Origin of the sequence: Sorangium sp. So ce448 (assembly GCF_051520915.1) — a bacterium.
GTDB lineage: Bacteria > Myxococcota_A > Polyangia > Polyangiales > Polyangiaceae > Sorangium > Sorangium cellulosum_B.
This window is the reverse complement of the sequence record NZ_CP150343.1, coordinates 3093403-3113204: the sequence shown is the minus strand read 5'-3', so window position 1 is coordinate 3113204 and position 19802 is coordinate 3093403. Positions and strand designations below refer to the sequence as shown.

The window sequence follows — 19802 nt, the reverse complement described above, 5'->3', positions numbered from 1 at the left end:
GGCCAGCACGGCGAGGGGGCACTCTGATACGCTGCGCTGGACCATGCAACGCGTCCCCTCCGCCATGCCCTCGTATCACAAGCGCCCCTTACCACCGGGCTGCATCGCGTTCTCCTCCGAGGAGGGGCGCGCGGTCTTTCGCGAAGCGCTCGCCCTGGGGACGATGGAGAGTTTCTTCCCTCTCATCGAGCAGTTCCACACTCAGGCTGAGCCTGCCTTCTGCGGCCTGGGGACGCTGGTCATGGTCCTCAACGCGCTGGAGATCGATCCGGGGCGCGTCTGGAAGGGACCCTGGCGCTGGTTCTCGGAGGAGCAACTCGACTGTTGCCGCTCCCTCGACGACGTTGCTCGCGACGGCATCACGCTGACGCAGTTTGCGTGCTTGGCCCGGTGCAATGGCGCCCGGGCCGACGTGAGCTTCGCGGAGACCTCCTCGCTGGAGGCGCTCCGCGCCGCGGTCCGAGAAGCCACCTCGCGCGCCAAGGACAACCACGTGGTCGTCGCCTATGACCGCCGGACGCTGGACCAAACCGGGAGCGGCCACTTCTCGCCGGTCGGTGGAATGCACCCGGACCGCGACCTCGCGCTCCTGCTCGACGTGGCGCGCTTCAAGTACCCGCCTCACTGGGTCCCGCTCGAAGCGCTTCGTCGCGCCATGCTGCCTGTCGACCCCACCTCCGGGCGGTCCCGCGGGTTCGTGACGATCCGGCGCGAGCACGCGGTGGCGCCCGCGGCTGCGCTGCACGAGGCCAACTGGGCCGAGGTCGAGCGCTTTCTCCGCGATCTCGACGGCACCGACGTTCTGGTGCTGACCGGCTGCCTGCGCGAGGGAGTCTCCAGCATGCCGCGTCTGCTCGAGCTGCTGCGGCGCCCCGACCTGCCCCAGACGGTCAAGCAGCACCTGGCGCGGTTGCGCGCCCAGGTGGCAGCTCTCGACGCTCGCCCACCGCCGCTGTAGCAGGTATCGAGCGACGATCGCGGCCAACGACGACGGCGCCGGATCCAGTGGAGCGCCGCTCTACACCACGTTCAGAGGCGTCACTACGGACGCCAGTCGAAGGGGAAGTGCTTGCTGGAACCGCCCTTGTAGGCGTGGGAGAAGTCGAAGCCGGTGGCGAGGTCGTCCTCGACCACGCCCCAGGTGGCCACCTGGCCGGGGCCGACTTCGGCGCCGGGGGCGTTGATCAGCTGCACCCGGCGGTTCGGGTCCGCGGTCGGTCCGGTGAGCGCTCGCGCCCCCACCTTGACCCGCCCCGGGATCTCGGCCCTCCAGTGTGCCAGGTCGGCGGGGGCTTCGAACCTGATGGGTGCGTACTCGATGCTGCGCACCTCGCTGATCAGGGAGCCGAACTTCCCGGGCCAGCCGCCTTCCTTGCCGATGAAGATGCGTTCCAACGCACGCCGCTGGTCGGAGTCGGCCTTGGCGTCGATGTAGAACATCAGCTTCATCATGGCGTTCGGGTCGCCTACCCACATGTTTCCCGCGAACTCGCCGATGCTGACGACCCCGAGCCCCGAAAGGTCGACGCCCGCGTATCGCCCCTCGTGGATCTGCCAGACGAGCGTGAAGAGGCAATCCCCGTGCGTGGGGGTCTGCGCGAACGTGCATGGGCAGGGCAACGAGCAGCTGCAGATGTCAAACCACTCGCCTCTGAGGTGCCAGTCCGCAGGCGACTCCGCCTTGACCGGCGAGGCGTCGGGTTGCGCCCCAGCTTGCCCCTCGGCCGCGTCGATGAGCGCTTGAACTCGTCCGCCGCCGCTCTGCGCGTTCATCTCGGTTCCATGATTACAATTGCATGCACCGCTGCACATGGTCATCACTCCTTCGTCGATTCGGTTGTGTAGGTATCCCCATGGAGGTTGCGAGCTCAGGACGAGCATCCCCTGGGGACAGCCAACATCGTGGCTCTTTGTTGCAGGCGTACCCTTCCACCGTGCAGTCGCCGCCTCTCTTGAGGGCGACTCGCGGCGGGCATCTTGTACTTGAAGACGTTGCCGGTCGGCGGGCATTACAGGGCGCTGAGAGGCCCGGCGCTGCGCAGATTCAGCAGCTCTTTGGCTTCCCGGAGGATGAAGCCGAGTTCTGGGCGGGCTTGATGAACGCAGCGATCCGGACGGGCGGGTGGATCGAGCGTCCCGGCGCCGGATTACAGATCGAGCGCGAGCTCGGCGCGGCCCGTGCCGCAGCGCGGGAGGCGGAGGTCGAGTCGCAGTCGGCGCGAGCGCGGCGTCCGCGCACACCCTGTCCGTCCGCCGACCGGCCGCAACTCGGGCGGGTGCGCGTCACACGGGTGCATGCCTGCTCTGCAAGGGCTCGGCCGACGCCGGGTTCTGTGAGGTGCGGGAACGCTGACGTCGGCGGTTCGATCAGAGCTCGACCCGGCGCAGCCGGAGGGCGTTGCCGATGACGGACACCGAGCTCAGGCTCATCGCGGCGCTGGCGAGCATCGGGCTGAGCAGCACCCCGAGGACCGGGTAAAGAACGCCCGCCGCGACCGGCACGCCGAGCGCGTTGTAGACGAACGCAAAGAACAGGTTCTGTCGGATGTTGCGCATCGTCGCCCGGCTGAGCTTCCGCGCGCGTAGCAGCCCGCGGAGGTCGCCGCGCACGAGCGTGATCCCGGCGCTCTCGATGGCGACGTCAGTCCCGGTGCCCATGGCGACGCCGACGTGCGCCTGCGCGAGCGCGGGCGCGTCGTTGATGCCGTCGCCCGTCATCGCCACGATGCGGCCTTCGGCCTGGAGGCGCTTCACAACCGCGGCCTTCTGATCGGGCAACACCTCGGCCTCGACGTGCTCGATGCCGAGCTTCCGGGCGACCGCCTCCGCCGTCGTGCGGCTGTCGCCGGTGAGCATGATCAGGTGAATGCCCTCCTCGCGGAGGAGACGGACGGCCTCGCTGGTCGAGGCGCGCACCGGGTCGGCCACGCCGACGATGCCGGCCGCCTTGCCATCCACCGCCACGAGCATCGCCGTCTGGCCTTCTTGCCGGCGCTCCTCGGCTCGACGCGGGAGATCATCCGGCGGGATACCGAGCTCCTCGAAGAGCTTGAGGTTGCCGAGCGCGACCGAGCGCCCGGCCACCGTGCCCACCACGCCCTTGCCCGTGATCGACCGGAACCCTTCTGCCGGCAGGAGCTCGAGCTTCTGCTCGAGGGCCCCGGCGACGATCGCGCTCGCGAGCGGGTGCTCGCTCCCGCGCTCCAGGCTCGCCGCGAGCCTGAGGATCTCGTTCGTCGGGAGGTCGCCCAGCGTCGCCACGGAGGCGAGCATCGGCTTGCCCTCGGTGAGGGTGCCGGTCTTGTCGACGACGAGGGTGTCGACCTTCTCGAACGTCTCGAGCGCCTCGGCGTTCTTGATCAGGATACCGGCCGTCGCGCCGCGCCCCGTACCGACCATGATCGAGATGGGCGTGGCGAGGCCGAGCGCGCACGGGCACGCGATGATGAGCACGGCCACCGCGTTGACGAGCGCGTGGGAGAGCCTGGGCTCCGGCCCGACGAGCAGCCAGACCACGAAGGTCAGCGCCGCAATCGCGATCACGGCGGGCACGAAGTACGCGGCGACGGCGTCCGCGAGGCGCTGGATGGGGGCGCGGCTGCGCTGGGCCTCGCCCACCATCTGGACGATCCGGGCGAGCAGGGTGTCGCGCCCGACGCGATCGGCCCGCATCACGAAGCCGCCCGTGCCGTTGACGGTGCCGCCGACCACGCGGGTGCCGGGCGTCTTCTCGACCGGGATGGGCTCGCCCGTGACCATCGACTCGTCGACCGCGCTGCTCCCCTCGAGGACCTCGCCGTCGACCGGCACCTTCTCCCCCGGCCGCACGCGCAGCCGGTCGCCTGGCTGCACGAGCTCGAGAGAGACGTCCTCTTCGCGGCCGTCCGCGCCGATGCGCCTGGCGGTCTTGGGGGCGAGGCCGAGGAGCGCCTTGAGCGCGCTGCTCGTCCGGCTGCGGGCGCGGAGCTCGAGTACCTGGCCGAGCAGCACGAGCGAGACGATGACGCTGGCCGCCTCGAAGTAGACCGGGACCGCGCCGCCGTGGCGCATCGCGTGGGGGAAGATCCCCGGCGCCAGCGTGGCCACGACGCTGTACGCGTAGGCGGCGCCCGTGCCGATGGCGATCAGGGTGAACATGTTGAGGTGCCGAGTCCTGATCGAGGCCCAGCCGCGCTCGAAGAACGGAGCGCCGCACCAGAGCACCACGGGCATGGTGAGGGCGAGCTCGATCCAGACGAGCCAGCGGTCGAGGAGCAGCTGCACCGGCTGGCCCGGGATCATCTCGGACATCCCCAGCACGAGGACGACGAGGCTCGGCGGGACGCTGATCCAGAAGCGCCGGGACATGTCCGCGAGCTCCGGGTTCGGCGCGTCCTCGAGCGTCACCGTGCGCGGCTCGAGGGCCATCCCGCAGATCGGGCAGGAGCCCGGCTCCGTGCGGACGACCTCGGGGTGCATCGGGCAGACGTACTCGACGCGCGTCGCCTGGGCCGGCTCGAGCGGCTCCAGGGCCATCCCGCAGACCGGATCCTTCGTCTGCGCTCGGTCCAGGTCGGCAGGAGCAGGGCGGCCGTGCTCGTGAGGGTGGCCGTGGTCGTGGTGATGCCCGTGGTTCATGTCGTCTCCCTCCCCCGCCGACGATCGCGGTTCAGACTTCTTACATCCCGAGCACCCCGCGGGCGCCGCTTGTCGCTTCGCGCGGCCGCCCGGAGCTCCCGCAGCAGGCGGTGCCCAATGACGCCCGCGATGGCGGGCGAACAGGTCAATTGGCCTCCGGCGTTCGAGGCGCCAGCTCGCCCATGTTTTCGCGGGGAATGCCCCGCTCAGTTCTTCGAGCCGTCCGTGCCCCGGCGCTCTTCGCGGAAGTCGTCCGCGGAGAGGCCGCAGCGGCGGAGGAGCCGGTAGAAGCTCTCCCGCTCGACGCCCGCGTGGGCGGCGGCCTTCAGCACGTCGCCGCGAAAGCGGCGCATCACGGCCTCCAGGTAGCGCCGGTTCATCTCCTCGCGCGACGCGTCGACCGCCTCCCGATACGAGAGCTGAGCGAGGTCCACGTCGCTCGAGCTCGTGAGCCGGAGCGGGCTCGTCCCCTGCACCTCGGACGGCAGCGACTCGAGGCGGATCTCACTCGTCGTCTCGATGACCAGCGCCCGCTCGACGGCGCTCTTGAGCTCGCGCACGTTGCCAGGCCACCGGTACATCTGGAGCGCGCTCATCGCCGCTGCCGAGAACCCGGTCGCGGACGAGCGCGACTGCGGCGCTCGCTCGGCGAGAAACCGCTGCGCCAGGAACGGGATATCTTCTGCGCGCTCGCGCAGCGGGGGCAGCTCGACGACGCAGACGTTGAGCCGGAACCACAGGTCCTCGCGGAAGGCGCCCGTCTTGACCATGGCCCGGAGGTCGCGGTGCGTTGCGCTGATGAGCCGCACGTCCACCTTGCGCTCGCGCGACTCGCCGATGCGCCGCACCGCCCGCTCCTCGAGCACGCGCGTGAGCTTCGCCTGGACCGTCGGCCTGAGCTCGCCGATCTCGTCGAGGAACAGCGTGCTCGCGTGCGCCTCCTCGAAGAGCCCCGCCCGGTCCGTGGCCGCGCCCGTGAACGAGCCGCGCGCGTGGCCGAAGAGCTCGCTCTCGATGAGCGAACGGGGGATGGCCGCGCAGTTGACGGCAATGGGGCGGTGCGACGCGCGGGACGAGTGCTCATGGATGGCGCGCGCCACGAGCTCCTTCCCGGTGCCCGTCTCGCCCAGGATGAGCACGGTCGCGTCCGTCGGCGCCACGCGCTCGATCAGCTGGTAGAGCACCCGCATCGCGGGCGACCCCCCCGTCATGCCCGCAAAGCCGCGCGCTTCCGGCGCGTCCTGCTCGCCCTTCAGCACCGCGGCCTGCGCCATGGCCCGCTCGACCAGCGCGCGCAGCTCGTCCGGGTCGAACGGCTTCGTCACGTAATCATAGGCGCCCTCGCGCATGGCCTGGACTGCGGTCGGGACCGACGCATACGCGGTCATCAGGATGAAGGGCACTCCGGGCCAGCGCGCGCGCACTGCCCGGAGCACCTCCAGCCCGTCCCCGTCGTTCATGCGCAGATCGCAGACGACGGTTGTGACCGGCTCGGTTTCAAGGATCTGGAGCGCCGTTCGCACGCCCCGCGCCGTCAGGACCTTGGCGCTCTTGCCGAGCACCTTGGAGAGCAGCGCCAGCATGTTCGCCTTGTCGTCGACGACGAGCACTGTCGGCTTCATCCGCGCTCCTGGCTCTCCCTTGCTTCCTCGATGAGGACGCCCGGCAAGTCGATCACGAACTGGGACCCGCCTCCCGGCCTGGGCTCCGCCCGGATGGTCCCGCCGTGCGCGGTCACCAGACCATAGCAGACCGCGAGGCCGAGGCCGGTGCCGTCGCGGCGGGTCGTGAAGAACGGCTCGAAGAGCCGCTCGCGCGCCTCCTCGGGAACACCGGCTCCCCGGTCCAGGACCTCGATCCGGTAACCATCGTCCTGCCGCCTTCCGCGCACGAGGATCTCATCACGTTCCGAGGGTCCAGAGGTCGCCTCGCGCGCGTTGGTCACGAGGTTGACGATGACCTGCCGGATGCGGAGCGGATCCACGTTGATGAAGGCTGGTTCGGCGTCCACGAGCGGGCCCTGGTCACGCCGCCCCGGCCCGCCGTCGCAGTGCGAGGTTGCGTCCCTGAGGAGCTCCTCGACCTGCACGGGGCGCGGCGAGAGGATCGGAGAGCGCGCGTACATGAGCAGCTCCTCCGCGATCCGCTGGCAGGCCGCCGCTTCCTCGTCGAGGATCGAGAGCTCCTCGCGGAGCTCGGGCTTCTCGGCCTCCTTTGCCATCGTCTTCACGTAACCGCGGATCACGGCGATGGGGTTGTTGATCTCGTGCGCGACGCCCGCGGCGACGCGGCCAATCGCCGCCAGCCGCTCCGAGGCGACCAGCTCGGCTTCGGTGCGCGTCAGCGCGTCCAGCATCCGGTTGAACGCGTCGGCGACCGCCGCGAGCTCCACGGCCGCCACCGGCTCGACGCGGGCGCTGCGATCTCCAGCGGTGACGCGCCCGGCGACGCGCTCGAGCGAGGAGAGCGGGGTGGAGAACGAGCGCCAGAGCTTGCGCCCGGCGATCAAGGCGAGCGCCGCGGCGAGCGCGCAGACGGCCGTCGCGAGGATCAAAGCGAACCGGATGAACTGCTCAGCTCGCTGCTCCGCGGCCATGGCGCGCTCGTCGAAGTGACGCGCCAGGCTGTCCGCATGTGCTGTCATCCGGTCGACGAGGGCGTTCGCACGGTCGTGCGCGTGGTGGACCTCGTGCCAGTCCTGCCGATCGATGGCGGGGAGGATGGCCGTGGAGAAGAGCTGGCTGAGCTCGTGGCTCGTCTTCCCGATATCGTCGAGCTTCGTGGCCGTCTCGGCGTCGAGGCCGGGGCGTAGCTCGGCGAGCGTCGTGCCGAGCTCGCTCACCCAGGCGTCGTGGTGCGCGACGTGGGAGCGGTCGCGCAGGATGATCGTGTGGGCCTCGTGGATGTACTGCTCGCGCGCGGTGACGCTGAGGAGCGCAGCCCGGCGGGAGGCCACCTCGAGGTCGTGGGCCTCCAGGATCGCGCGGCGGGACGCGAGGCCGGTGAGCACGGTGGCGACGCCGCTCACGGCGACCAGGGCGACGAGGAGGCTGATGACCAGGAGCAGCCGGCGGCGGAGTCGATACGGGCGCTGTGGAGCGGGAGGCGGAGCCATGGACGGGTGCATCCTCGCAAGCCGCGTACCGGGGCCGCAATCGAGTGCTGACCGGCGCGCTGACCCGCCGATCAGGCCCGGCCAACGCCGGCCCCGCCCCGGCGGGGGGACGGTTTGTGACCGATGCGGTCACAAGATCGTGACCGTCGAGGTCACCGCGAGGACCGGACCCCGCCCAGAAACCCGGGATCCAGGCGCGCGACCGCTTGGCGCGCTCGTTGCTCAGGCCTGTGCTCGCCAGGGCAACAACCTCGGCTCCAGGAAAGCACGATGCGCCAAATCCTTCTCTCTCTGCTCGTCTCGATCCCGCTTGTGGCCTGCTCCACGAAGGAGACACCTGGCCACCACCACGAAAGCGCCGCCTCGACACAGGCTCCCGCCGCGGCGCCGCCCCCCACGAATGCGCCCCAGGACCGCGCCGCGAGCACGCGCCCCCACGCGGATCACAACGCTCGTCACGGAGGCCTGGTCACCATGGAGGGCGACAACCACGTCGAGGTCGTGGTCGGGGCGGACGGCGCCATCGACCTCTACGTCAGCGACGCGATCCGGACGCCGATCCCGCCGAAGGACGTCTCCGGCACCATCACGATCGAGCCCAAGGGCAAGGGCGAGAAGCAGACCCTGACGCTCGCGCCGAACGAGGCGAAGGGCTCGCTCTCGGCCAAGGGCCCGGCGCCGGACAACGGGGATTACACCTGGGACCTGAAGGTCCGCGGCGCGCCGATGAAGATGACGCTCACGGTGCCGGCCAGCGGGACGGCGGCCTTCGCCGACGCGCCCGCCGGCCATCCGGCCGGCGACCACGCCCACGGCTCGCCCCATGGCGGCGTCGTCCAGTCGCTCGCAGGCGGCCATGTCGAGGTGAAGCTCGAGAAGACCGGCGACATCACGGTCTGGATGCTGGATTCGGCCGAGAAGCCTCGCTCCGCGAAGGGCGTCACGGCGAGCCTCCGGCCCGTCGTCGCGGGGGCGAAGGAGACCCAGCTCGCCTACGACGAGAAGGCCGATGTGCTACGGGGCAAGATCGACCCAATCAAGCAGGAGCACGTGGACGGGGTGCTCGGCATCACGCCGGCCGGAGGGACCGCGACCTCGCTCCGGTTCGCGTTCCACCTCGAAGGCCACGCGGGGCACGACGGCCAAAAGGGGCACGATCACGCGGGGCACGACGACCACGCGGGGCACTGAGATGACGACCCGGCGGCCGCACCGGACCCGATACGCGATGTTCGCGGCCCTCGCTGCAACGCTGACGCTCGTGCCCGCGTCGGGCGCCCGCGGCGAGACGCTGACGTGGGCCCAGGTGAAGGCACGCGCCGCCGCGCGGTCCCCCGCGACCGTGGAGGCGAACCAGGGGGCGCGCGCTGCACGCGCGGAAGTGGCCGGCGCGGGGCGCTGGCCCCGCAAGAACCCCGTGCTCACGGGGGGCGTCGATCTCGGCGCACCGTTCGGACACCCGGAGGACCGGACCTTCTCGGTCGGCATCGAGCAAGAGCTCGACGTCTTCGGGGTCGCGGCCACAGCGGCGCGCGCCGGCCAGCACAAGGTCGCCGTCGCGGAGCTGGAGGGGGCGGCGCTGAAGCTCGACGGGCTCGCCGAGGCGGCCGAGGCGTTCATCGCGCTCGAGCGAGCGCAGCGCGTGCTCGCCGTCTGGACCGAGCTCGACCGGGTCTTCGAGCGCATTGCCGCTGGCACCGCGGCGGCCTCCCGCGCCGGTGAGCGGTCGGATCTCGACGCGATCCTGGCCAGCGCCGAGAGCGCCGGTGCGACGACCGAGCTCGCCGGCGCGAAGGCCGAGCTCGCGCGCGCGCAGGCGCGGCTCGGGGCGCTCATCGCCGCAGCGGAGCCCTCGTCCCTCCGCGTCGCGGAGGCGCCGGTCCGGCCGCCAGACGCCCGTGGCCGCGACGTGCTCGTGGCCGCCGCGCTCCGCCGCCGGCCCGAGGTTGGGCTCTGGCGGGCTCGGACGGGAGAGGCCGAGGCACGGCGCGCGTTCGCCGCACGCGCCGCGCTCCCGGAGCCCACGCTGGGCCTCGGGGTCGAGGTGGGGCGGGAAGAGCGCGATGCCGCCCTGGCCAGCCCGGACGGGGCGACCGGCGTCCGGCACGAGCGCACGCAGCTTCAGATCACGCTGTCCGTGCCGCTGCCGTTCTTCGACCGGAACCAGGCCGAGCGAGCCCGCGCGCTCGCCGACGCGAGCTCCGCCAGCGAGCAGGGCGCGGTGGCTGCCAGGCAGATCAGCGCAGCGGTCACACGCGCGAGGTCCGCGGTCGACGCGAGCTGGGTGGCCCTCGCGCGGTGGCAGGCCATCGCTCCCCGGCTCGACGAGGCGCAGGCGATGGTCGAGAAGGGCTACGCAGCAGGGCAGATCGATCTGTTCGACACCCTCGCCCGCGCCGAGCGCGTCGCCCGCGCGCGCGTCCAGATCCTCGAGGCGCGCGCCGCCTACCTGAAAGCCCGCGCGGAGCTGTCCCGCGCGCTCGGAGAAGAACCATGATGCACAAGAAGCACCTCGCCTGTGCCGTGGCGCTCGCGATGGTTGCGTCGGCCCCGCGCGCCTCCGCGCACGGCGGCGAGGATCACGCTGCGCCCGCCGCGCCGACCGCCGCGAGCACCGGGACAGAGCACGTCGTGTCCGGGGAAACGGCGGTGTTCTCGGTCGTCATCAAGTACCCGGCCAAGAAGGCAGAAGGACCGTCGCCCGCGCGCCTCTACGTCGCTCGGGCCGACTCCAGCGCGCCGGTCTCCGGCGCGCGTGTCCGCCTCGAGCTGAAGGGAGGGCTGACGTTCGCCGCGGACGCGGGGAAGACGGCGGCCGCCGGCGTTTATGAGGTCACGCTCCCCGCTGCCCCGGAAGGAGCAACGGCCAACGGGGTCGTGTCGGTCGAGGCCGGGGACGCCTTCGACCTCGTGCTCGTCGGCGACCTGCGCTTCGGCGCCATCGCGCCCGCCGCCGCGCCGACCGGGATGACGCCGGGCCGGGAGGTGCCCCTCGGCGGTCTGGCGGCGGCCGCGGGAGCGCTGGCCGTGCTCAGCGGCGGGATCGGGTATGCGCTCGGGCGTCGCTCGAGGCGGAAGCCGCCTGCCGCCACCCGTCGCCCCGAGGATCCCTCGGCGCTCCCGCAGGAGGCCGCGTGAACCGCGCACGACCGCTCACCGTCAGCGCCATCACCGCCGCGCTCGCCATCGCCTCGGCCCTCGCGGTCACGGGCCTCGGGGAGCGCGCCGATGCGCACGGCGGCGAGGACCACAGCGTGCCCGCAAAGCCCGCAGCCAGCGCCGCGGCAGACCCGAACGTGGCGCGGGTGCCGATCGAGACCCAGTTCCTGCTCGGGCTGCGCACCGAGCGCGCGAAGCGCGGCGCGCTGGCCACGAGCATCGGGCAGATCGGCACCGTGGTCGCGCGCCCCGCGGGCGAGCTGGCCGTCGTGGCCCCGACGTCCGGACGGCTCTTCCCGCCCGAGGGCGGGTTCCTCCGGCTCGGCGACGACGTGAAGAAGGGGCAGCTCCTCGCGACGCTCCGGCCGAGCCTGGGCGGCGCGGAGAGCGCGCAGCTCGGGCTGTCGCGCAGCGACGCCGCGTCCCGGGTTGCCGCCGCCGAGGCGCGGCTCGGCCTGGCCGAACGCGAGCTCGCACGACGCCGCGAGCTCAAGGGGATCGTCGCCGAGAAGGACATCCAGGCCGCCGAGGCCGACGTGGAAGTCGCACGGGCCGAGGTCGCGCGCGCCCGGGCGGACGTCGGGGTGCTCTCGGGTGGGGCGGGTACGCAGCGGCTCAGCGCGACGATCGACGGCACGGTGGTCTCCGGCCGCGTGAGCCCGGGCGCCCAGGTCGCGGAGGGGACCGAGCTCTGGCGCGTCGTCGATCTCGCGGCGCTCTGGGTCGACGTGCGCATCCCGGAGGCGGACGCGGCGCGCCTCGCGGGCGATCGCGCGGAGGTGACGCTCGTCACGGATCCCGCAGCGCGCTTCGAGGCCAGACGCCTCGCCGTCGCGTCGCTGGTCGACCCGGCGACCCGCACCGTCCAGGCGCTCTTCGAGTTCGACAACAAGGACCGGCGCGCGCGCGTCGGCGCGCTCGTCAACATCGGCATGGCGGGGAGCGCGCCCGTCGAGAGCGTCGTGGTCCCGGGTTCGGCGCTGCTCGATCGCAGCGGCACGCCCACGGTCGTCGTGAAGATCGGCCCCGAGACGTTCGAGCTGCGCGCGGTCGCGATCGGGCCGAAGTCCGCCGGTGCGATCGGGATCACCGCGGGCGTGACGGCGGGAGAGCGCGTGGTCGTCGACGGCGCCATGGCCGTCCTCCTCGCCGCCGGGGGCTAGCAGCAACCATGTTCGAAACCCTGATCCGCTTCTCCCTCAGGAACCGCCTCTTCGTCATCGCCGCGGCGGCGCTGGTGCTCGTCTACGGGACGTACTCGCTCCTGAAGCTCCCGATCGACGTTTTTCCTGATCTGAATCGGCCGACGGTCACCCTCATGACCGAGGCTCCGGGGCTTGCGCCCGAGGAGGTGGAGACGCTGGTCACGGTGCCGCTCGAGCGGGTGATGAACGGCGCGCCCGGGGTCGAGCGCGTGCGCTCTACCTCGGGCGTCGGCCTGAGCGTCGTGTACGTCGAGTTCGACTGGTCCACGGACATCTACCGCGACCGACAGCTCGTCGCCGAGCGCCTTGCCACGGTGACGGAGCAGCTCCCGAAGGGCGTCACGCCGCAGATGGGGCCCGTCGCCTCGATCATGGGGGAGATCCTGCTGATCGGGGTGCAGGGCGATGGGGTCTCTCCCATGACCCTGCGGACCCAGGCCGACTGGGTGATCCGGCCGCGGCTGCTCACGATCCCGGGGGTCGCGCAGGTGATCCCCATCGGGGGCGAGGTCCGCCAGATCCAGGTCACCGTCGACCCGGCCAAGCTCGCCGCCGCGGCGGTGTCGCTCGACGAGATCTCGCGCGCCCTGACCGGCGCGAACGCCAACAGCACCGGCGGTTACGTCGACCGGCGGGGGCTGGAGTTCCTCGTGCGGACGCTCGGCCGCGCCCGGACCGAAGCGGACATCGCCGCGACCGTCATCGCCATGCGGAACGGGACGCCGGTGACCCTGGCGCAGGTCGCCACGGTGCAAGAGGCCGCGCGCATCAAGCGCGGCGACGGGTCGATCGACGGCAAGCCCGCCGTGATCCTCTCGGTGCAGAAGCAGCCGGGCGCCGACACCGTCGCGCTCACCGGCAGCATCGACAAGGCCGTGGCCGAGCTGCAGAGGTCGATGCCCGCGGGCGTCACCATCAACCCGCGCCTCTTCCGGCAGGCGACCTTCATCCAGAGCGCGGTCCACAACGTGGTCGAGGCGCTACGCGACGGCGCGATCCTGGTCACGATCGTCCTCTTCCTGTTCCTGCTCAACTTCCGGACGACCGCGATCACGCTGACCGCCATCCCGCTCTCGTTCATCGTGAGCGCGCTCGTGTTCCGGGCCTTCGACCTGTCGGTCAACACGATGACGCTCGGCGGTCTCGCGGTGGCGATCGGCGAGCTCGTCGACGACGCCATCGTGGACGTGGAGAACGTGTTCCGGCGCCTGCGCGAGAACAGGGCGCTCGCCTCGCCGCGACCGGCGATGGACGTCATCCGCGACGCGTCGAGCGAGGTCCGGAGCTCCATCGTCTTCGCGACGATCCTGGTCGTCCTGGTCTTCGTCCCCCTGTTCGCCATGAGCGGCATCGAGGGGCGGCTCTTCGCTCCGCTCGGGGTCGCCTACATCGTGTCGATCCTTGCGTCGCTGGTTGTATCCCTGACGGTCACTCCCGCGCTCTGCTCGTATCTCCTGCCGTCCATGAAGCGCATGAGCCACGAGGACGGCTGGCTGGTGCGCAAGCTCAAGGCCGCGGACCGGCGCGTGCTCGCGGCGTCGCTGCGGCACCCTGGGGCCGTGATGGCGGCGGCAGGCGCGCTGGTCCTCGCCGCCGCGGCGACGGTGCCGTTCCTGGGCGGCGAGTTCCTCCCGCCGTTCAACGAGGGGACGCTCACCGTGAACGTCATCGCCAGGCCGGGCACGTCGCTCGCCGAGTCGAGTCGCCTCGGCACGCTCGCCGAGCAGCTGATCCACGAGGTCCCCGAGGTCGTGTCGACCGGGCGGCGGACCGGCCGAGCCGAGCTGGACGAGCACGCGGAGGGGGTCCACTACTCGGAGATCGACGTCGATCTCCGGGCGTCCGAGCGCGAGCGCGAGGTGATCCTCGGCGACATCCGCGACCAGCTCGACAAGATCCCCGGCGTCGCGATCAACGTGGGCCAGCCGATCTCGCACCGGCTCGACCACCTGCTCTCGGGCGTCCGTGCGCAGGTGGCCGTGAAGATCTTCGGCGAGGATCTCGGCGAGCTGCGGCGCCTCGGGAAGGCGGCGCGCGATGCGATGCAGGGCGTCGCCGGGGTGAAGGACCTGCAGATCGAGCAGCAGGTGCTCATCCCGCAGATCGCCATCAAGGTGAACCGAGAGCGCGCGGCGCAGCTCGGGGTCAACGCGGGTCAGCTCTCGGAGATGCTCGAGCTCGCCCTCGCGGGCGGTACCGTCACACAGCTTCTGGAGGGGCAGCGGACCATCGATGTGGTGCTGCGGTACCCGCCGGAGCTCCGCGAGGACACGGGCGCCTTGCGGCGCACGCTCGTCGATACGCCCAGCGGCGCGAAGGTGCCGCTGGCCGACCTCGCCGACGTGACGGAGAGCATGGGGCCGAACCAGATCAGCCGCGACGACACGCAGCGGCGCATCGTGGTCTCGGCCAACGTGGCGGGGCGCGATCTGGAGCAAGTCGTGAGCAATATCCAGCGCGCCGTGGACGCGATCCCGAAGCCGCCGGGCTACTACGCGACGTACGGCGGGCAGTTCGAGAGCCAGCGCTCGGCGTCGCGGCTGATCGGATGGCTCTCGATCGCGAGCCTCGCGGGGATGCTGGTGGTCCTGTACTCCCAGTTCCGCTCGTGGACCGTGGCCCTCCAGATCCTCTTGAACATCCCGCTCGCTCTGGTCGGCTCGGTGCTCGCCGTCGTGCTCACCGGCGGGGTCCTTTCGGTCGCGACCCTCGTCGGGTTCATCACGCTCTGCGGCATCGCCTCGCGCAACGGCATCATGATGATCTCGCACTACATCCACCTCATGAAGGAAGAGGGCGAGTCGTTCGGCGAGGAGATGATCGTCCGCGGCTCGCTGGAACGCCTCGTTCCGGTGCTGATGACCGCGCTCACTGCCGCCCTGGCGCTCGTGCCCATCGCGCTGTCCAAGGGCCAGCCGGGCAAAGAGATCCTGCAGCCTGTGGCGGTCGTGATCCTCGGCGGCCTGCTCTCGTCGACGCTGCTCGACATCGTCGTCACGCCGGCGGTGTTCCTGAAGTTTGGCCGCAGCTCCGCTGAGCGTCTGGCGCGCGCCCGGGACAGCGCGGGCGGCGCCCAGGCCGACCTCGCCGGTGCGGCGCCGCATGAATGCGGGAGTGTTGCCGTGGAGCGTGGGGTCTGCGCCGGAGCGCCTTGAAACGGAGCCTCCGCTACCGGGCCGACACATCGACCGGGCGGGCGCTTCGGTTACGGCTCTCTCTCATCGCTCGCCCGGGCGCAGTCCGACGGATCGAGCTGGCGGTGTAATGCCGCCGGGTTCCCCGCGTCTGCGAAGTGCAGCCCGGAAGCAGAGCGCTCACGGCCGTCCGCCTGGAACCAGGCGCGCGTTGACGACCTGTGTACCTGGCTGACCGAGCTCCCGGCGATGAGCTCTTCAGGAGGAACGATCATGTCGTGGTGGAACGCTCTGACAAACACATCGAGTATCGAGAGGACACTCGCTTTCGTATTGCTCCCGGCCGTCCTCGCCGGCTGTGCGCCGCGCAGCGTCCCGGCGAGCTTCCCGGCCTCGTCCCCCGCCTCGCCGGCGGGCGCGGAGGCTCCTGCTCCGCAGGTCGGCATCGCCCTCGCCGAAGATCCTCCGCTGCCCGGCGAGCCGAGCGGCGGGTGGGTTGGGCTCGCTCCAGGGGCGACGACAGACACCCAGCCTGCTCACGGCCATGGTCATCACCACCACGGCGCGGGTCACCATCCCGCCGGTGCCGCTGATCCCAAGCCCGCCGGTGCCGCTGATCCCAAGCCCGCCGGCGGCGATCACAGCCACCATCACGGCCATACGCCGCCCAGCACCTCGGAGCCGAGCCATGCGCATTGATCCCTGGCGCGCACTCCTGCTCGCGGCGGGGCTCTCGCTCTCCGCAGCGGCCGGCTGCGCCGCCCCGTCAGCGGCCTCCGATCTCGGCCGCATCCGCGAGCTGTCTCGTCTGGACCTTCCGTCGAGCATCGCTTCGGAGGAGGTCGAGCCGGCGACCACCAGCGACGCGCGGCCGCTGCTCTCGCGACCGCTCAGCGCGGACGCCGCCGTGCGGGTCGCGCTGCTCAACAACCGCGAGCTCCGCGCCACGCTCCGTGAGGTCGGTGTGGCCCGGGGCACCCTGGTGCAAGCAGGTGTCTTGCCGAACCCCGAGTTCGAGGTCCAGGTGACGCCGCGGCAGGGGACGCTCGAGCACACGCGCGTCGAGCTCGGGGTCGAGTTCGATCTGACCTCGGCCATCCTGGCACCGCTCGGCGAGCGGGCGGCGCGGGCGGATCACGAGGCCGCGCGCTACCGCGCTGCGGGCGCGGTGGTCGAGCTCGGCTACTCCGTGCGGGCGGCGTTCTATGCCGCGCAGGCGACCCAGCAGCGCCTCGCCCTAGCGAACAGGGCCCTGGATGCGTTCGCGGCTGCCCGCGACGCCGCCCGGGCGCTCTTCGAGGCGGGCAACGTGCCGGAGCTCGACGTCGCGACGCAGGAGGCGGGGTATGAGGCTGCCCGCGTCGCCGTCGCCGGGATCGAGCTGGAGCTCCTCGACCGGCGCGAGCAGCTCCAGCGGCTGCTCGGGCTCTCCGGGGCGGAGACCTCCTGGCGTATCGCGGACGAGATCCCGCGGCCGCCCGAGAAGCTCGTCATGCCGCCGCGGCCTGAGGCGCGCGCGCTCTCCGCGAGCCTCGAGCTCGCTGAGCTGCGCAGCCGGCTCGAGGCCGCAGCCGGCCGCGCCGGCCTTGCGCGCACGGCGGGGTGGTTGCCGGACCTGTCCGTCGGCGTACGCGGCGAGCGAGAGGACGAGGCATGGCAGGTCGGCGCCGGGCTCCGGCTCACGCTGCCGCTCTTCGATCGGAAGCAGGGCGCCACGATGGCGCATACGGCGGAGTTCGACAGCCTGCTCGAGCGGTACCACGGGCGCGCGATCGACGTGCGTTCGGCGGTCCGTGCAGCGCAGAACCGGCTGGCGTCGGCGCATGCGCGCGTCCTGCATCACCAGCGTGTCCTCGTCCCGGCCCGGACGCGCGTCTTGAAGCAGACGCTGCTCCATTACAACGCGATGCAGGCCGGCGTCTTCGAGCTGCTCCAGGCACGCCGGGAGCAGCTCGACGCGGAGCTCGCGCAGGTGGACGCATTACGCGACTACTGGACCTCACGCGCCGCCTTCGACGCCATCCTGGCCGGGCGTCGCGTGGAGGTGATGGGCACGATCGCTCCTGCTCCGATGTCCGGAGCCGCAGAGAGCGGAGGAGGACACTGAGATGGACCGACGTTCTTTCATCCATGTGGGCGGCCTCGCCGCCGGCGCTGCCCTCCTCACGCGAGGCTTGGCCCATGCGCAGGAGCGCCCCGAGCAGGCCGCGGGGCAGCCCGCCGGCGCTCGGATCGCGAGCGCGGGGAATCAGCCTGCGGTCGTGACGCCCAACGGCAGCACGCTCCCCTGGCGGGTCGTGGATGGGGTCAAGGTGGGGCACCTCATCGCCGAGCCGATCCAGCACGAGTTCGCGCCCGGGCTGAAGACCGAGGCCTGGGGTTACAACGGGAGCACGCCCGGGCCGACGATCGAGGCCGTCGAGGGGGACCGGCTCCGGATCTACGTCACGAACCGCCTGCCAGAGCCGACGTCGGTGCACTGGCATGGGCTCGTGCTCCCGAACGGGATGGACGGAGTGTCGGGGCTCAACCAGCGCCCGATCCCGCCCGGGGAAACGTACGTCTACGAGTTCGTGGTCCGGTACTCGGGGACGTACATGTACCATTCACATTTCGACGAGATGACCCAGATCGCGCTCGGCGGCGTGGGGATGTTCATCGTGCATCCGAAGAAGCCTCGTGGGCCGCGCGTGGACAGGGATTTCGTGCTCATGACGCACGAGTGGCTGATCAGGCCGGGAGCGCGCCGGCCGGACCCGAACGCGATGAGCGACTTCAACGTGCTCACCTTCAACGGCAAGGCGTTCCCGGCGACGGCGCCGCTCGTGGTCGGCCGCGGCGAGCGCGTGCGCATCCGCCTCGGGAACCTGGGACCAATGGACCACCACCCGATCCACCTGCACGGGCTGTCGTTCCAGGTCACGGCGACGGACGGCGGGTATGTCCCCGCGTCCGCGCAGTACCCGGAGACCACGGTCCTGGTGCCGGTCGGAAGCACGCGGGTCATCGAGTTCGTGCCCGAGGAGCCGGGCGACTGGGCCGTGCACTGCCACATGACCCATCACGTGATGATGCAGATGGGTCATGGACTGCCGAACATGGTCGGCGCGAACACCCGCACGCTCGACCGGCGCATGAGCCGCGTGATGCCCGACTACATGACCATGGGGACCACGGGCATGGGCGGCATGGGCGAGATGCCCATGCCGACGCCGCCGAACAGCCTGCCGATGAAGGGTGGCGACGGGCCCTTCTCGTACATCGACATGGGCGGGATGTTCACGGTCCTGAAGGTCCGCGACGAGCCGGGCAAAGCCGACCCGAACGGCTGGTACACGCACCCGGCCGGCACGGTCGCCGGACCGGCCGCCGCCGAGAGGATGCGCGCGGACGGCATCGACCCGGGCACACGGAAGTAGCGCGACGGACGACGAGCACAATCCGCTGTGGCATGCAGGAGCTTGGGCCCACCCTGGGTCGACCGTCCCCCTCCTGTGCACCAGGTGCTGCCGTGACGTGCCTAGCAGCACCTCGTGCAAGACCGGAATGTGAGCATGAACCCGACGAGCGAGGCGATGCTCAGCACGCTCACCGTGCGCTTGGGACCGCGTGCCTCCCGTGCTCCGCCGCCTCCCACGCGGCTCGCAGGCTGCTTGCAAGTTTTCCTCCCCCCTCCATCGGCGGTCCCATCGCTTCAGCGCCTCCAGGCGCGCAGCCTCCAGCCTCGACCGGCGCGGCGCCGTCGCCCGGCGCTTCTCCACGAGCTCACCGAGCACCTGCGCCGCGCGCTCCCACTGCTCCGCCGCCCCCGGCGCGTGCGCGATCCTTCGCACGGCGTTCCAGGGCGCTTCAAGCTGATCACACAGGCTGCCGATCTCGGGGTGCAGCCAGCGTGAGCGCGTCTGCTCGGCCTTCGAGCGCGGCCCGTCGCGGCCCCGTCGGCCGGCTGTGTTGACGGCGCGCTGCGGGTCGCACGCTTGGAGCTGCACCACGTCGTCCGCGCGCCAGCGTCGCGCGTCAGCGCGGGCCGATGGAGATCTCGCCAGCTTCCCGAAGCATAATCATGTTGCGCAATTCACCGATGGCCATCGCCCGTCGCTTGTAAAGCGTGGAGAGAGGCAACCCCGCCTCTTGGGCTATCTGGGTCATCGAAGCTCCGTCCAGGTCGTGTACCACGAGAACAAATCGCAGTTCTGGATCGAGCTCATTCACTGCGTCCCTCGTGCTAATCCTGACGTGATCGGACTCCATCACAGCAGCAGCATCCGGCGCTGGATCAAGCACATCGATCACATCGACCAACTCCTCCCGGCGGTGTCGCGCACGCTCGTGGTAGTGGGAGGCAACGTGTACGGTGATCGCGTTCAACCAGCGCGCCGGCCTGCCGAGCTTCGGATCGAACCTGGGCCAGCTCTCGCACGCGTTGAGCCAGACCTGGCCTGCGACGTCGTCACGGTGGCACCGAGGGACCCCCAGCCTCTCTAACCAGCCCCACACGGCACGAATCAGCATCGGGCAAAACAAGATCGCGTACGCCGCAGCGCGCTCGCCTTCATTCGGACGATCCATGGC

Annotated in this window: 13 protein-coding genes; 8 read left to right on the top strand and 5 right to left on the bottom strand. The window is 71.2% G+C overall.

From position 1 onward, the window contains the following. Window positions 1–43: 43 nt before the first annotated feature. The gene (locus WMF45_RS11975; RefSeq protein ID WP_437717043.1) at window positions 44–958 is read left to right on the top strand and encodes a phytochelatin synthase family protein; all 915 of its coding nucleotides are present in this window, start codon (window positions 44–46) and stop codon (window positions 956–958) included. An 83-nt stretch (window positions 959–1041) separates the two neighbouring features. On the opposite strand, the gene WMF45_RS11970 is transcribed toward WMF45_RS11975, so the two are convergent. The 4 genes from WMF45_RS11970 to WMF45_RS11955 form a co-directional block, all read right to left on the bottom strand. Further along, window positions 1042–1818 carry a DUF1326 domain-containing protein gene (locus tag WMF45_RS11970; protein ID WP_437717042.1) on the bottom strand — a complete coding sequence of 259 codons (777 nt, stop codon included), beginning with the start codon at window positions 1816–1818 and terminating at the stop codon, window positions 1042–1044. 549 nt (window positions 1819–2367) lie between these two features. Beyond that, window positions 2368–4617, bottom strand: a complete 2250-nt coding sequence (locus WMF45_RS11965; protein ID WP_437717041.1) for a copper-transporting P-type ATPase — start codon at window positions 4615–4617, stop codon at window positions 2368–2370. Window positions 4618–4823: 206 nt separating this feature from the next. Further along, window positions 4824–6239, bottom strand: coding sequence for a sigma-54-dependent transcriptional regulator (locus WMF45_RS11960; RefSeq protein WP_437717040.1), 1416 nt, complete (start codon window positions 6237–6239; stop codon window positions 4824–4826). Next, window positions 6236–7732 (bottom strand): sensor histidine kinase, encoded by a 1497-nt coding sequence (locus tag WMF45_RS11955; RefSeq protein WP_437717039.1) that lies wholly within the window; start codon window positions 7730–7732, stop codon window positions 6236–6238. Before WMF45_RS11955 ends, WMF45_RS11960 begins: the two co-directional genes overlap by 4 nt. A 270-nt stretch (window positions 7733–8002) precedes the next feature. On the opposite strand from WMF45_RS11955, the gene WMF45_RS11950 reads away from it, so the two are divergent. From WMF45_RS11950 to WMF45_RS11920, 7 genes are all read left to right on the top strand, one after another. After that, window positions 8003–8923, top strand: coding sequence for a hypothetical protein (locus WMF45_RS11950; RefSeq protein WP_437717038.1), 921 nt, complete (start codon window positions 8003–8005; stop codon window positions 8921–8923). Window position 8924: 1 nt separating this feature from the next. Then, window positions 8925–10229 (top strand): TolC family protein, encoded by a 1305-nt coding sequence (locus WMF45_RS11945; protein ID WP_437717037.1) that lies wholly within the window; start codon window positions 8925–8927, stop codon window positions 10227–10229. After that, window positions 10226–10870 carry a hypothetical protein gene (locus tag WMF45_RS11940; protein ID WP_437717036.1) on the top strand — a complete coding sequence of 215 codons (645 nt, stop codon included), beginning with the start codon at window positions 10226–10228 and terminating at the stop codon, window positions 10868–10870. Before WMF45_RS11945 ends, WMF45_RS11940 begins: the two co-directional genes overlap by 4 nt. After that, window positions 10867–12054: an efflux RND transporter periplasmic adaptor subunit gene (locus WMF45_RS11935; RefSeq protein ID WP_437717035.1), complete on the top strand. Its 1188-nt coding sequence runs from the start codon at window positions 10867–10869 to the stop codon at window positions 12052–12054. Before WMF45_RS11940 ends, WMF45_RS11935 begins: the two co-directional genes overlap by 4 nt. 8 nt (window positions 12055–12062) lie before the next feature. Beyond that, window positions 12063–15251 (top strand): efflux RND transporter permease subunit, encoded by a 3189-nt coding sequence (locus WMF45_RS11930; RefSeq protein WP_437717034.1) that lies wholly within the window; start codon window positions 12063–12065, stop codon window positions 15249–15251. Window positions 15252–15918: 667 nt separating this feature from the next. After that, window positions 15919–17337 carry a TolC family protein gene (locus tag WMF45_RS11925; RefSeq protein ID WP_437717033.1) on the top strand — a complete coding sequence of 473 codons (1419 nt, stop codon included), beginning with the start codon at window positions 15919–15921 and terminating at the stop codon, window positions 17335–17337. Window position 17338: 1 nt separating this feature from the next. Then, window positions 17339–18649, top strand: a complete 1311-nt coding sequence (locus tag WMF45_RS11920) for a multicopper oxidase family protein (protein ID WP_437717032.1) — start codon at window positions 17339–17341, stop codon at window positions 18647–18649. A 598-nt stretch (window positions 18650–19247) separates the two neighbouring features. Here WMF45_RS11920 and WMF45_RS11915 read toward each other — a convergent pair. After that, the gene (locus WMF45_RS11915) at window positions 19248–19799 is read right to left on the bottom strand and encodes a sigma-70 family RNA polymerase sigma factor (protein WP_437717031.1); all 552 of its coding nucleotides are present in this window, start codon (window positions 19797–19799) and stop codon (window positions 19248–19250) included. Window positions 19800–19802: the final 3 nt, after the last annotated feature.

Bases quoted from the DNA above. Each gene is read 5' to 3' on its own strand.
- WMF45_RS11970 (WP_437717042.1), bottom strand. From the start codon at position 1,818: ATGACCATGTGCAGCGGTGCATGCAATTGTAATCATGGAACCGAGATG.
- WMF45_RS11965 (WP_437717041.1), bottom strand. From the start codon at position 4,617: ATGAACCACGGGCATCACCACGACCACGGCCACCCTCACGAGCACGGC.
- WMF45_RS11920 (WP_437717032.1), top strand. From the start codon at position 17,339: ATGGACCGACGTTCTTTCATCCATGTGGGCGGCCTCGCCGCCGGCGCT.
- WMF45_RS11975 (WP_437717043.1), top strand. From the start codon at position 44: ATGCAACGCGTCCCCTCCGCCATGCCCTCGTATCACAAGCGCCCCTTA.
- WMF45_RS11955 (WP_437717039.1), bottom strand. From the start codon at position 7,732: ATGGCTCCGCCTCCCGCTCCACAGCGCCCGTATCGACTCCGCCGCCGG.
- WMF45_RS11950 (WP_437717038.1), top strand. From the start codon at position 8,003: ATGCGCCAAATCCTTCTCTCTCTGCTCGTCTCGATCCCGCTTGTGGCC.
- WMF45_RS11940 (WP_437717036.1), top strand. From the start codon at position 10,226: ATGATGCACAAGAAGCACCTCGCCTGTGCCGTGGCGCTCGCGATGGTT.
- WMF45_RS11930 (WP_437717034.1), top strand. From the start codon at position 12,063: ATGTTCGAAACCCTGATCCGCTTCTCCCTCAGGAACCGCCTCTTCGTC.
- WMF45_RS11925 (WP_437717033.1), top strand. From the start codon at position 15,919: ATGCGCATTGATCCCTGGCGCGCACTCCTGCTCGCGGCGGGGCTCTCG.
- WMF45_RS11915 (WP_437717031.1), bottom strand. From the start codon at position 19,799: ATGGATCGTCCGAATGAAGGCGAGCGCGCTGCGGCGTACGCGATCTTG.
- WMF45_RS11945 (WP_437717037.1), top strand. From the start codon at position 8,925: ATGACGACCCGGCGGCCGCACCGGACCCGATACGCGATGTTCGCGGCC.
- WMF45_RS11960 (WP_437717040.1), bottom strand. From the start codon at position 6,239: ATGAAGCCGACAGTGCTCGTCGTCGACGACAAGGCGAACATGCTGGCG.